Genomic DNA, 13724 nt, shown 5'->3' on the forward strand with positions numbered 1-13724 from the left:
CCGAGCAACCGTGCTGTTTTTGTATAGGAAATTAGTTATTAGTTACCAGAGTTCTCTGATTGGCTTTGTTTTAATGCGGATTGATCAATTGTTAATTGAATTGTTGTTGTTTTCTTTTCTTTTCCGCGATAGTAAGTGACCTTCACTGAATCGCCGACTTTTTTCTGATACAAGACAGATTGTAATTCTACACCAGAAGAAACATCAGTATCATCGATTTTTGTAATGACATCATATTGTTTCAAGCCAGCTTTTTCTGCAGGTGTCGCCGGTTGAACGCTGGTAACAATCACACCATTTGTCACAGATTCAGGAATTTTCAAGATTTGTTCTTGTTGTTGGGTTGAAACGGCTGAAAGGTCAACCATTGTGATCCCTAGAGCAGGACGGGTTACTTTTCCATCTTTTTCAAGTTGGTTGATAATATTTACTACATCGTTACTTGGGATCGCAAAGCCCATTCCTTCCACGCTTACACCTGATGAAGAAGCAGAAGTACTTGCAATTTTACTTGAATTGATCCCGATCACTTGACCTTCGATATTAACTAATGGACCACCAGAATTACCAGGGTTGATCGCAGCATCTGTTTGGATCGCATTGATATTGACCGTTTGATTTGACTCGTTCGTGCTGGTTACTTGGCGATTCAATGAAGAGATAATCCCCGAAGTCACAGAGTTGGCATATTCAGAACCTAAAGGAGAACCAATTGCGATCGCCGGTTCACCTACTTTCAATGAATTAGAGTCACCAAATGAAGCAACTTTGTTCACTTTATCTGCACTGATTTTCAAAACGGCTAAGTCAGAATAAGCATCCGTCCCGACTAATTCAGCTTTGACTTTTGTTCCATCTTTTAATAAAACTTCTAATCCTTGTTGGCCTTCCACTACGTGATTATTCGTTACGATATAAGCGGAATTACCACTTTTTTTGTAGATGACACCACTACCTTCACTAGAAGCCTCTAGGTTGCTATCATCAGAACTTTCTTGTTGTTGTTGGCCAAACAGTTGCCCAAAGCCGTTGGTCCCTTGATTTTGGCTTTGAAGATTGATAACAGATACCACCGCATCTTGGACTTTATCGACCGCATTCGTAATATCTGAATCGACATTGACTTTGACATTCTCAACGACAGTTTCGCCCGCTGAATTTTGATGACCACCCGAATTTGACGCTGCGTTTCCAGAACCCATGACAGCATAAAAAATACCAGCCGTTACCAAGCCCCCAATAATTCCACCGACTAAGCCTAGACCCAGCTTACGCCAGATTCCATTATTCTTTTTCATTTTTGGTGTCACATCTTTTCTCTCCATGTGATCTGCCTCCATTTATCATTTTCTTCTATCTCTAAGTATAGACTTATTTGTTAAGATTAGTCTACTTGGAGACTATGAACTTTTTATGAAAAACTTTAGGAAAAATCATTGCGTTCAGATGAAAAAATAAGAAAAAAGTTTTCCACAAATCCTGTGTAGAAATCAGCGGAAAACTCGCAGAAAAACAATACCCTTTTTTATCCACAAGATGTGGACAACGTGGATAAATCAGTGCAAAACATACGTTTGCTTAAGAAATACTTATAAAATAAGCCAAAATCATCGTCTTTTCTGTGGATAAACCTGTGGATGATGTGTATAACTATGTGGGAATCTTTAAATAAATAAAAAATAACTCGCTTTTTCTTTTAGCAAACATTTCGTTATAATAGAAAAGAAGGAAATACGAACAACGAACAATGAAAAAGACAAATGAAGGAGTAAAGCAATTGAATATCAAAATCATTTCAGTCGGTAAACTAAAAGAGAAATACTTGATTCAAGGAATCAATGAATACGTCAAAAGGCTGCAAGCATACGCTAAAATCGAACGAATCGAAGTCCCCGATGAAAAAGCACCTGAGAACTTGAGTGAAGCTCAAATGCGCCAAGTCAAAGAAAAAGAAGGCGAGCGGATCTTGAGCAAAATCAAAGAACAAGAATACGTCTACGCACTAGCGATCGAAGGGAAAAATCCAACCAGTGAAGCTTTCGCCAAAGAAATCGACCAACTAGGAATCCAAGGGAAAAGCCAGATCACTTTTGTCATCGGTGGTTCACTCGGCTTAAGCGAAGCCGTCATGAAACGCAGCAACGCCCAAATCTCATTTGGTAAAATGACCTATCCCCACCAACTCATGCGCTTGATCCTCGTCGAACAAATCTACCGCGCTTTTCGGATCAATGCGGGTGCTCCATACCACAAATAATGATATTTTTTAAGAGAAAAAATTATCCCTATTTTAAATAATAGCAATAGGTAGTGGTAGGGAGAAATTTATAAATAACTTTTTTATTTGCTTTGGTAGCCAAGTAAGTTGCAAAAGAAAAATAGATACTGTTAAAAAGATAATGTAGACATAGAAACAAATACGTAAAATTTTAGTTAGAATAATGGCAAGGAGAAAAAATATGATAGATGAAAAAAAGTGTTTAAAAAATCTATTGGAGGATATGGATGATATTGAAGAAAGGCTATCTAAATGGACTGGGAAAGCAAATATATTTCAGATACTTAAGCTATCTAAAAATGAAATAAGACATAGTAATTTTTTAGCTTTTTTGTTTGCTCCAAATGAAATCCACAATTTATCTGATGAGTTTTTTAAAATGTTTTTGAAAAGGTATATAGATTCTAATGATGATACCAAAGCTGCTATCAATTATTTTGATGCTTTACTTAATAGCTATGAAGATTTAATTGTTTACAGAGAAAATAAGAATATTGATATTTTATTGGTATCGGAAAAAAATAAAATAGTGGTGTGCATCGAAAATAAAATTCTGTCTTCGGAGTCTGGAGGGCAACTTAATAAATACCAAATATATATAGAACGCAATTATTCTAACTATAAAAAAATTTTTGTTTTTTTAACTCCAGATGGAAATGAACCCACAAATCCTAGTTGGGGCATAATTACTTACAAGAATATCGTTGAAGAGAGTGTAAAATATTTTGTGTAAATAGAAAAAAGGAAGTCCCTTCTGTAGAATAGAGTTACCACAACACATTCACAGAAAAGAGGACTTCCATATGAACGATTTTACTACAGAAATTATGGAAATACTAATCAATAAAGGTGATTTGGATGATTTGTTTCGTCGTCACCTAGAATTGGCTATTAACGCTTTATTACAAGCTGAATTAACGGTATTTCTTGACTATGAAAAGTATGATAGAGCTGGATTTAATTCAGGTAATTCCCGTAATGGGAATTATTCGCGCTCTTTTAAAACAGAGTACGGTGAATTGAATTTAGTAATACCTAGAGATAGGAATGGAGACTTTTCTCAACAAACTTTACCTGCTTATAAAAGAACCAATGACTCTTTAGAAACCACTATTATTCAGCTAGTTCAAAAAGGAATTACTATGTCCGAAATCTCTGATCTAATCGAAAAAATGTATGGTCATTATTACAAACCACAAACTATTTCAAATATGAGTAAAATTGTGTCTGAAGATGTTTCGGCATTTAAAGAAAGAACTTTAGAAGCTAAATACTCAGTCATTTTTATGGATGCTACTCATATTCCCTTAAAAAGACAAACCGTATCAAAAGAAGCTGTCTATATAGTAATTGGTATCAGGTTGGATGGAACTAAAGAGGTTCTAGGATTTACTATAGCTCCAACTGAATCTGCTTATGTTTGGAAAGAGATTCTTCAAGATCTAAAAGACCGTGGTTTAGAAGAGGTTTTGTTAGTCGTAACAGATGGTTTAAGTGGTATTGACGATAGTATTCATAGTGTTTATCCAAATGCTCAATTTCAACAATGTTGTGTCCATATATCTAGAAATATCGCTCATAAGGTTCGTGTTAGTGATCGACAAGAAATCTGTAGCGATTTCAAATTAGTTTACCAAGCAAGTTCAAAAGAAGAAGCAAATAATCAAATAAGGTTTATGATAGATAAATGGAAAAAGCAGTATCCACGAGTGGTTAAATTGCTCATGAATCCTGCTATATTAACCTTTTATAATTTCCCTCCGTCAATCAGAAGAACTATTTATTCAACTAATTTGATTGAAGGTTTTAACAAACAATTAAAGAAATATACCAAAAGAAAAGAGCAATTTCCTAATGAAGAATCTCTGGAGAGATTTCTAGTATCTCAATTCAACAACTATAATCAAAAGTTTCTATGCCGAGTTCATAAAGGTTTTAAAGAAATACATGATACATTAGAATCAATGTTTTAACTTGATCAACAGAATGGGCTTTTCCATTTACACATAATTATTGACACAACCTATTCTGGAAACTTACAAATAAAAGCTTATTCTTCAGCCACCTTCGGGTGGTTATTTTTTATAAAAAAATGTAAAAAAATATTGATACATAAATAAATTAGTTGTAGTAAATAGTTTTAGAATTGAATTTCTCTATCCTTTTTAAATAATTTTTTAGACAAAAAACAGAAAGTGTCTAAAGAAAGCTTGACGAAGAAAATAATTTTTAATAACTTATTTAAGGAAATTTTTTGAAGGAGAAGATAAAAGTGAGAAAAAAGATTATTATTAATGCTGGAGTAATTATAGGATTGATGTTAGTAATTTTCTCCGGAAAGCAATATGCTGATAATATTTTATTATGGGGAGGGGAAGATAATATTGAAAAGATCAACAACAATTTAACTATATTAGACACAGCTCTAGAAAATAAAGAGCAAAAAATTAGTATTTTAAATTCACAATTGTCTTCAAACAACCAAACTCTTGAACAACTAAGAACTAATATTGAAGTTTCCAAACAAAAAGTGGCATCTTTAGAAAACGACAAGAATCAATTAGTATCAGAGAAAACTAATTTAGAAAATCAATTGTCAGCAAAAGACTCTGAATTGCAAGGAAAACAAAATGAAATTAATGCGAAAATAGACGAAATTAACCAAAAAGTAGCTGAAATAAATCGATTAAATAGCGATTGGAATAATCGTTTACAAAATGAAAAGAACAAATTTAATGAAGAACAATCAACTATTAATAGTTTAAACCAGCAAATTAATCAAATGTTGAGTGAAAAAAATAACATTCAAAATCAACTGCAAGCTACTCAGCAAAAGCTAGAAGAAGAAAAGTCAAAAAATAGTAGTTTGAATAATTACATTGAAAAGCTTCAAAAAGCTAAAAATGATGTAGAGGATACCGCAAATAAAGCACAACAAATTGTAAATGAACATACAATCCAATAGATATAGTTTTAATTTAACAAATGGTATGTTTGGAGATAATGAGATAGAATATAAATGTCATAATATTATACAATCTAAACACCGTTTCCTTTTCTATTTTTGATGACATCAGTATATAGCTACTCGAAAGAGTAGTCTTTTTATTATTCTCGCTTATTATTGATATGAAAATTTCGATTTGACAAAAGGTACCGAATAATTTTGTAATATGAATTATTATCAAGAAGTAATTATGATGATAACATATGGAAACTAGTTAGTAATAATAACAGGTGATTAAACTTTTGAACGACTTGTAATTCTATATTTTTTCTTTTAAGTAAAAAATATAGGTGATTTTTTTTGACTTCATATTTATAATAAAGACACGTAAATCAATTATTTTTCATTTTACTTTAACTAATAATGTTTATTTGGAGGGATTATTATGTTAGATGATAGATTGACGTGTTCTAATTGTGGTACATTATTTTACTATGAGGAAGTTAGAAATATTGTAAAACATAGAAAAAAAGAAATGCCTATACGTTGTCCAAATTGCAATGAAGTTATTAAGCGAAAGTTGTCTCATGGTTATTTTGTCAGCTACGAACTATATGAAGAAAGTAAAATAAATCTGAAAAAAAAACCAAAATACTATAAAAATTTGAAAACTGGAGCTATTATAACTGAAAAAGAATTTAAAAATTTAGTGACTGAAGAAGAAAGCAGGTTTTATAATTTGTCTGGTAATATTTGCCCTGGATTTATGGATCAGATTATTGAAAATGAGTCAATTGAATCAATTGAAAACTATGTTCCTGTTGACTTACCAAAATAGAAAAAATAATCCTGTTTTTACAGTGAATTATTTTAATTTTGATTTTCAATAAAAATATATTACAATAATAATCGTAATAGCTAATGAAACAATTTCTCAATCTTTTTACCACTCCAAACAGGGAGCGTCAATAATTTTGTGTAAATAACTCGTCCTTCTGCAAAATAATGGGTTACTCAGTAAACATTGAAGCTAATGTATCCGTCACTTGTTGGAAGCCTTTATGGCTTCTATTTAAGAATTTTTGATTGTATGTATCAAAGATGGATACTAGGAAACGCTCTAGTGATTCTTCATTTTGAAACTGCTCTTTTCTGCGGCTGTATTTCTTGATTTGTTTATTGAAAGATTCGATTGTAGAACCAGAAGGAATGGAGAACACTTTTGAACTTTACAACAAAACTACTGTTGATAAATTAATTCCAATTTTAGTTCCAACTGATTTAAATGGTCATGATGTTTTACTTCGTTTTAACGGATTTTTAGGTGAGGATTATAGATACCTAAAAATTTCTGATCCTCAACCTTTAACAGAATAATAAAAAACGTGTAATCAATTATTTGATTACACGTTTTTTATTTCAATCTTCGTTGTAGTAGTGGTTGCGACATACCGAAAGGTAATCTTCATTACCTCCTACTACAATCTGTTCACCTGAATAAACTGGAATACCATCAACAATACGAGCATTCATTACAGCCTTTTTATTGCAAAAATGGCAAATAGTTTTAATTTCCTCAATTTTATCAGCAAATGTCAATAATGCTTCGGATCCCTTGAAGAGATTATTTTGAAAATCATTCTTCAATCCATAGCAAATTACTGGTACTTCCTCATTCATTACGATAAGTGATAGATCAATAATATTCTCTCTACTTAAAAATTGAGACTCATCGACCAAAATACAATCAACTTTTCCGTACTGATCAATAATCTCCACTAATTCTCCGTACACATCCATTTCAGAAGTAATTGCAATAGCTGGTTTCGAAACACCTATACGACTCTCAACTTTTCCAAATCCTGATCGAGTATCTATTGCGCTTGTCATTATGATAACTCTCTTCCCTTGTTCTTCATAATTATGAGCCACTTTCAGTAGCTCAATACTCTTTCCACTATTCATTGTTCCATATCTGTAAAATAATTGTGCCATTAAATTTATTCCCTTCTTTTACAATTCAATTATTCCTTAATTCCATCTGCTTTTATGCAGCTGCTCGTTTATTCCTTGATATGTCTATAACATCTACTATCCCTAAAACCAATTTATAAGCCATTAGAGATGGTATTCCTGAACATCTCTCATATTGTTTTTTGAGTGGTATATCATCTGAAAAACTGAAGGAATCATGAAAATAGCGACATACTTATCATTTAGAGTTCTAACTTTAAATGCATTTACTTCTTCAGTCAGCACTTTAGTCATGTTGGACATGGTTTGGGGCGTGTAGTGATGCCCATACATTTTCTCAATCAAGTCTGCGATTTCCGACATGGTAATACCTTTTCGGAAGAGGTGAATGACGGTCTCCTCTAATGTGTCATTCGTCCGTCTATAAGCAGGAACAGTCTGTTGCTTGAACTCGCCATTGCGGTCGCGCGGAATCTGGAGATGAAGTTCCCCATACTCGGTCTTGACCGTACGGTCATAGGAGCCGTTACGAGAATTACCCGTGTTAAAACCAATGCGATCGTACTTTTCGTAATCGAGGAAAGCCGTTAACTCCGTTTTGAGAAGCGTATTGACAGCTTTTTCCAAATGGACACGGAATAATCCATTCAAATCGCCTTTGTTCGCTAGAGTCTTTAGGATTTCTGTAGTAAAATCGTTCATATGGAAGTCCTCTTTTCTGTGAATGTGTTGTGGTAACTCTATTCTACAGAAGGGACTTCCTTTTTTCTATTTACACAAAATATTTTACACTCTCAACAAAAGTATCTTCGATTAATACTTGCTCAAGTTATGTGCAGCTACGAAAAAGTAGGTACCGAGGTACTTTCTTTTTCGCAGCTTTTTTTGGACTTATGAGAAGTACATTCGCTGGAAGAATACGATATAAAACGAGCTTTTTCACTAAAGATATTAATAGAGTGAAAGAAACAAGCTTTTGTTGTCAGTTTTTTCACTTTTCTAAAAATGAAAATAAAAAATTCTGGAAGTGGAGAAGAATTTTGCTTGCTATACTTTGTCTTGTAGAAAAGAGGTGGACAAAATAATGCAAGCTCAAATAAGCGATTTTCCATAACCTTGGTAGGAATGACAAATTAAATAGGAAAGGGAAGTAATAATATGAATAAAAAAAAGTTATCTCTATTCGGTTTTTTTGCCCTGACAGCTTCCATGGTTTTGACTGTTTATGAGTATCCGACCTTTGCAACATCACAATTACATTTGGTTTTCTTTCTTCTTTTGGGAGGTATTTTATGGTTTCTACCAGTTGCTTTATGTGCTGCAGAAATGGCAACAGTTGAAGGATGGAAAGATGGTGGGATTTTCAGTTGGGTTAGTCAAACTTTAGGAGAACGTTTTGGTTTTGCAGCTATTTTTTTCCAATGGTTTCAAATTACAGTAGGTTTTATTACAATGATCTACTTCATACTAGGAGCGCTGTCGTATGTAATTAATTTTCCAGAGCTTAATACAGATCCATTTATCAAGTTTATTGGTGTATTAGTCATTTTCTGGGTACTGACTTTTTCACAGTTGGGCGGGACCAATCGTACCGCTAAAATTGCTAAAGCAGGATTTGTCATTGGAATTGTTATTCCTTCGATCATTCTCTTTGGTTTAGCAGCAGCCTACTTTATCGGCGGTAATCCGATTCAAATGGCTATTAATGCGAAAGCTTTTATTCCTGACTTTTCTCAGCTTTCAACTTTAGTAGTATTTGTATCTTTTATATTGGCTTATATGGGCGTAGAAGCTTCAGCATCACATATTAATGAGCTGGAAAATCCCCAAAGAAACTACCCATTGGCAATGTTTTTACTAGTGATTTTGGCCATCGCCTTAGATGCAATCGGCGGTTTCTCAGTAGCAGCGGTTATTCCACAACATGACTTGTCTCTCAGTGCTGGTGTAATCCAAACATTTGAAACGCTTATTTTACATTTTAACAGTCATTTACATTGGTTGGTAAAAGTGATTGCTCTCATGATTGCCTGTGGCGTTATGGGTGAAGTTAGTTCTTGGGTAGTTGGTCCATCACGAGGGATGTTTGCAGCTGCTCAGCGAGGTCTGTTACCAGTTTTCTTCCGGAAAACTAATAAACAAGACGTTCCAGTTCCGTTGATTATGATACAAGGAATTATCGTTACTATTTGGGCAGCAGTCTTAACTTTTGGTGGAGGAGGCAACAATTTATCATTCTTAGTAGCAATCTCCTTAACTGTTGTCATTTATCTCGTAGGATATTTACTATTTTTCCTAGGTTACTTTGTATTAGTTTTTAAGAAAAAAGACTTAAAACGAACTTACAATGTACCAGGAAAAACTGTTGGCAAAACGATTATCGGTGGAATTGGTTTTATTTTATCAGTGTTCGCATTGCTTATCTCTTTTGTACCACCAGCTTCAATTGCAGCTAGTGAGCACCGAACATACCAAATCATACTACTTATTAGCTTTGTAGTGACTGTTCTTTTACCTTTTATCATTTATGAAGTACATGATAAAAGTGCTCACACAACTATTGAGGAACCTACTCACGTGAAAGCTGAAGACGTTAATCCCGCTGTTTATCCAGCTGCTAGAGGAGAGCACCACGTTACAAAAAATGATGAACATATTTTAAAACATTAGGAGGAATTCATTATGTTATACGGAAAAGATAATCAAGAAGAAAAAAACTATTTGGAACCAATTTTTGGCTCTGCAAGTGAGGATGTTGACTTGCCTAAATATAAGTTAAACAAAGAATCCATTGAACCACGAATTGCTTATCAATTAGTACAAGACGAGATGTTGGATGAAGGAAATGCGCGATTAAACTTAGCTACTTTTTGTCAAACGTATATGGAACCTGAAGCAGTGAAATTGATGACCCAAACGTTAGAAAAAAATGCAATTGATAAATCAGAATACCCACGAACAACGGAAATTGAAAACCGCTGTGTAAATATGATTGCTGATTTATGGCATGCTCCAAATAATGAAAAATTCATGGGAACTTCAACGATCGGCTCTTCAGAAGCCTGCATGCTGGGTGGTATGGCCATGAAATTTGCTTGGCGTAAACGTGCTGAAAAATTAGGTCTTGATATTCAAGCAAAAAAACCTAACCTGGTGATCTCTTCTGGTTACCAAGTTTGTTGGGAAAAATTCTGTGTATATTGGGATGTGGAACTGAGAGAAGTCCCAATGGATGAAAAACATATGTCAATTAATCTAGATACTGTCATGGATTATGTGGATGAGTACACAATTGGTATTGTAGGTATTATGGGTATTACTTACACTGGTCGTTATGATGATATCAAGGGTCTGAATGATTTAGTTGAAGCTCACAATAAACAAACTGACTATAAAGTATACATTCATGTTGACGCTGCATCGGGTGGCTTTTATGCACCATTTACTGAACCTGATCTAGTTTGGGATTTTCAATTGAAAAATGTTATCTCAATTAATTCTTCAGGTCACAAATATGGTTTGGTATATCCAGGTGTGGGTTGGGTCTTATGGCGTGACCAACAATACTTACCAGAAGAATTAGTATTTAAAGTTAGTTACTTAGGTGGAGAAATGCCAACTATGGCTATCAACTTCTCTCATAGTGCAGCACAACTAATTGGGCAATACTACAACTTTGTACGCTATGGCTTTGATGGTTATCGTGATATTCACCAAAGAACTCATGATGTTGCTGTTTATTTAGCCAAAGAGATCGAAAAAACTGGTATTTTTGAAATCATTAATGATGGATCAGAATTGCCAGTTGTGTGCTATAAGCTGAAAGAAGATCCCAATCGCGAATGGACACTATATGATTTATCTGATCGTCTGTTAATGAAGGGATGGCAAGTCCCAGCCTACCCATTACCTAAAGACTTGGATCAATTAATTATTCAACGCTTAGTTGTTCGAGCAGACTTTGGAATGAACATGGCTGGTGATTATGTACAAGATATGAACCAAGCAATTGAAGAGTTGAATAAAGCTCATATTGTTTATCATAAAAAACAGGATGTGAAAACGTACGGCTTTACTCACTAAAATTCTTCAGAGAAATATAAAAGAAGTTAATTAACTAATAAAAGGAGTTGTGATTACCACACAGCTCCTTAAATCTATTTGAATAAATATATGATATTCATTTGTTACACTCTCAATCTTAGCTGTTGTTCTATTCATCATTACTCTTATTGTAAGTAGTTCAGTCAAATTTGCTTGTTCAATTGATCGATAACAGTATGAATTGTTTGAAAAGTAATCGGATATATAATTGTTTTCTCACTACCTAAGCCTTCTTGGTATAAAGAACTATCGCAAAGTATAATCCGCTGAGTACAAAAGAAAGTGTCGTCTACTATTTCTCTAAGTTGTTTACAAATGATATTACTAATAGAAAAGTGTTCTCCCAAAATGTCTTCTAACTGTTGTCGATAGTATAAATACCTAAAGTCTGACGGAGCTACTATGAACACTTCAATTGGAGATTTCCGTTTATGCTCATTTAAAAGACTTAAACTAATGGTTAGTTTACGAATAGAATTCTCATTCCAACGCAGAAATAAATTGTTTTGTTTTCGCCATTGTTCAAGAATTTCATGAACTTCTAAGTACAAAGCGCGTTGCTCTTCATTTAACAAGTAAGTCTTATCAGGTTGAAATATCTGAATATCAGCCCAAAGTGAGCGGATAAACGGGAGAAGTGCTTTATCAAAAAGTATCTGATTTTCTTCAGATATATTCAGAGATAAGATAAGTTTTTGACTGAGCTCAATCACCAAAGGGTTATCTGCTACATGGTTTTGATAAACAACGTTCAAGTCTTTTTGTAACAATTCAAAGTTATCGCATAGATAATTTCTAGAGTTGAATAGAAAGTAGATATAAAGGCATTCATCTTCGTCATGACATAAAGAGAAAGAAAGTTGCTCTAATCCTTTCTGTATTAGCTGAAACAAGGGAGTATGTCGGGCAACTCTTTTTTCTTCCTGACTAAAATATATTGGGTTAGTCTTAGATCTCTGCAAACCGATAGCGATACCTAATAAAATAAATTGTTTTTCAACTGTAGGGTAACTTCTTGAAAAAAAATGTTTTTCTACATAATCAATCAATTGTTGACCGCTTTGAATAATTGATTTATTTAGCTGGATCAACTCTGTCCGATTTGTCTCATAGATTATCGTTAGTAACAAACTTCGATAATCCTTTTCAGGAATTTCAAAATGGCCATCAGCATTTAAGTACTGCATTTGTTTAAAAAAATTAATCAACTCATTTCGTAAGTTGTAAACTTTGCTTAACGAAATGAAGGTAGTATCAGCTATATTACTCCAATTGTGTTCCCCTGATAAATAATGTCCTAGTACATTGAAAAAGTCAGAGCGCTGATAGATGAGTTGAGTGAGTGCCAACCTCGAAAACGAAGAGTCGAATGCGACTGTAAAGCTACTTCTAGATTTCTCCACTGAAATAATTTGCTGATGGAGTATGTCGGTAATGCATTCCAAGTCGTTAGTGACAGTGAGTGGGCAAACGTTCAATTGATCTGCTATTTCGCGAATCTGAATGGTCCCTTTTTCGTGTAATTGCTCACAAATGTAAACTTGACGAAAAATACTTTTCTCCAGATAGGTTTCCAACATAGTACTCCTCCTAGTCATTTTATACATAACTATTATAACTCTACCAATCGGAATAGTCCTGTAATATATTGAATCAAAAATATAAATTATAAAATAATTAGATGGGGTATTTGGTTTAAGTATCCCTTATATAGTAATAAATTTATAGGTGTGATTCTCGAATTAATACCCGGAAATATGAGAGAATTTTTATGGATTTTTTAGGATACAAATTAATTATTTTTGCTTTTATCCTGATTACCAGTCCAGTACTGTCGGTATCCCATTTTGCAGCAAAATCATGTTGATAAAGTGACAAGAAGACTGATGAGATATATTATCCAAATTGAGAAGATAATTAATCGGATTCTTGAGTATACCCTACTTTTTAAGAAAGTAGGGTATACAAGCGTATGAATAAAGACATAACTTTCCCTGTGATGGACGTTCGGCTTGTTCCAATTACCAAAATACAGGCGAACGATTATAATCCCAATCGAGTAGCGTCTCCGGAAATGAACTTATTGGAGCTTTCTATCATTGAAGATGGCTTTACTCAACCATTAGTTTGTTATTACAAGGAAAAAGAAGAGAAGTATATCTTGGTTGATGTGCTTCATAGGTATCGTGTTGCTAAGGAAAGACTCAACTTAAAAGTTGTACCGGTAACAGTTATTGATAAACCCATAGAAGAACGTATGGCTTCAACAATTCGACACAATCGTGCAAGAGGGACCCATGAAATAAGAGGAATGGAAATTGTCATCCAAAGATTAGTAAAAAATGGATGGTCAGACAAGAGAATATCCAAAGAATTAGGCATGGACATTGAAGAAATTTTTCGCTTTAAGCAAGTGTCTGG

At 33.7% G+C, this 13724-nt stretch carries 12 protein-coding genes and 2 pseudogenes; 9 read left to right on the plus strand and 5 right to left on the minus strand.

Annotated features, from left to right (window positions below; all coding sequences use genetic code 11):
• Positions 1–38 precede the first annotated feature (38 nt).
• Positions 39–1325 (minus strand): S1C family serine protease, encoded by a 1287-nt coding sequence (locus tag AB3I42_RS11610; protein WP_010737045.1) that lies wholly within the window; start codon positions 1323–1325, stop codon positions 39–41.
• Between the two features lie 452 nt (positions 1326–1777).
• Here AB3I42_RS11610 and rlmH point away from each other — a divergent pair, with 452 nt between their 5' ends.
• From rlmH to AB3I42_RS11635, 5 genes are all read left to right on the plus strand, one after another.
• Entirely contained in the window at positions 1778–2257 is a 480-nt protein-coding gene (rlmH, locus tag AB3I42_RS11615) for a 23S rRNA (pseudouridine(1915)-N(3))-methyltransferase RlmH (protein WP_002317110.1), read from the plus strand.
• 202 nt (positions 2258–2459) lie between these two features.
• Complete coding sequence (locus AB3I42_RS11620) at positions 2460–3011, plus strand: PD-(D/E)XK nuclease family protein (protein WP_010723382.1); 552 nt, start codon at positions 2460–2462, stop codon at positions 3009–3011.
• Positions 3012–3081: 70 nt separating this feature from the next.
• Positions 3082–4251 carry an IS256-like element ISEfa13 family transposase gene (locus tag AB3I42_RS11625; protein ID WP_002287843.1) on the plus strand — a complete coding sequence of 390 codons (1170 nt, stop codon included), beginning with the start codon at positions 3082–3084 and terminating at the stop codon, positions 4249–4251.
• 299 nt (positions 4252–4550) lie between these two features.
• On the plus strand, positions 4551–5243 hold the full coding sequence (locus AB3I42_RS11630) for a hypothetical protein (RefSeq protein ID WP_002287844.1): 693 nt from the start codon (positions 4551–4553) through the stop codon (positions 5241–5243).
• 427 nt (positions 5244–5670) lie between these two features.
• Complete coding sequence (locus tag AB3I42_RS11635; protein ID WP_002287845.1) at positions 5671–6063, plus strand: hypothetical protein; 393 nt, start codon at positions 5671–5673, stop codon at positions 6061–6063.
• Positions 6064–6235: 172 nt separating this feature from the next.
• Here AB3I42_RS11635 and AB3I42_RS11640 read toward each other — a convergent pair.
• Positions 6236–6439: pseudogene (locus AB3I42_RS11640) on the minus strand (IS256 family transposase); the annotation flags it as partial.
• On the opposite strand from AB3I42_RS11640, the gene AB3I42_RS11645 reads away from it, so the two are divergent.
• Positions 6405–6602: a hypothetical protein gene (locus AB3I42_RS11645; protein WP_014748620.1), complete on the plus strand. Its 198-nt coding sequence runs from the start codon at positions 6405–6407 to the stop codon at positions 6600–6602. The pseudogene AB3I42_RS11640 and the gene AB3I42_RS11645 overlap by 35 nt on opposite strands.
• Before the next feature lie 42 nt (positions 6603–6644).
• Here AB3I42_RS11645 and AB3I42_RS11650 read toward each other — a convergent pair whose 3' ends face one another.
• Together AB3I42_RS11650 and AB3I42_RS11655 are read right to left on the minus strand one after the other, a co-directional pair.
• Positions 6645–7220 carry a thymidine kinase gene (locus tag AB3I42_RS11650; RefSeq protein WP_002287847.1) on the minus strand — a complete coding sequence of 192 codons (576 nt, stop codon included), beginning with the start codon at positions 7218–7220 and terminating at the stop codon, positions 6645–6647.
• Between the two features lie 154 nt (positions 7221–7374).
• Positions 7375–7901: pseudogene (locus AB3I42_RS11655) on the minus strand (transposase); the annotation flags it as partial.
• 456 nt (positions 7902–8357) lie between these two features.
• Here AB3I42_RS11655 and gadC point away from each other — a divergent pair.
• Together gadC and AB3I42_RS11665 are read left to right on the plus strand one after the other, a co-directional pair.
• Positions 8358–9869, plus strand: coding sequence for a glutamate:gamma-aminobutyrate antiporter (gene gadC, locus AB3I42_RS11660; protein WP_002287851.1), 1512 nt, complete (start codon positions 8358–8360; stop codon positions 9867–9869).
• A gap of 12 nt (positions 9870–9881) precedes the next feature.
• Complete coding sequence (locus AB3I42_RS11665) at positions 9882–11282, plus strand: glutamate decarboxylase (protein WP_002287852.1); 1401 nt, start codon at positions 9882–9884, stop codon at positions 11280–11282.
• A gap of 164 nt (positions 11283–11446) precedes the next feature.
• Here AB3I42_RS11665 and AB3I42_RS11670 read toward each other — a convergent pair whose 3' ends face one another.
• Complete coding sequence (locus tag AB3I42_RS11670; protein ID WP_002287854.1) at positions 11447–12883, minus strand: hypothetical protein; 1437 nt, start codon at positions 12881–12883, stop codon at positions 11447–11449.
• A 392-nt stretch (positions 12884–13275) separates the two neighbouring features.
• Between AB3I42_RS11670 and AB3I42_RS11675 the strand changes: the two genes are divergently transcribed.
• A partial coding sequence (locus AB3I42_RS11675) for a ParB/RepB/Spo0J family partition protein (protein ID WP_002312496.1) occupies positions 13276–13724 on the plus strand: 449 nt, incomplete at its 3' end.

It is taken from the genome of Enterococcus sp. C53 (genome assembly GCF_040887425.1).
Lineage (GTDB): Bacteria > Bacillota > Bacilli > Lactobacillales > Enterococcaceae > Enterococcus_B > Enterococcus_B hirae.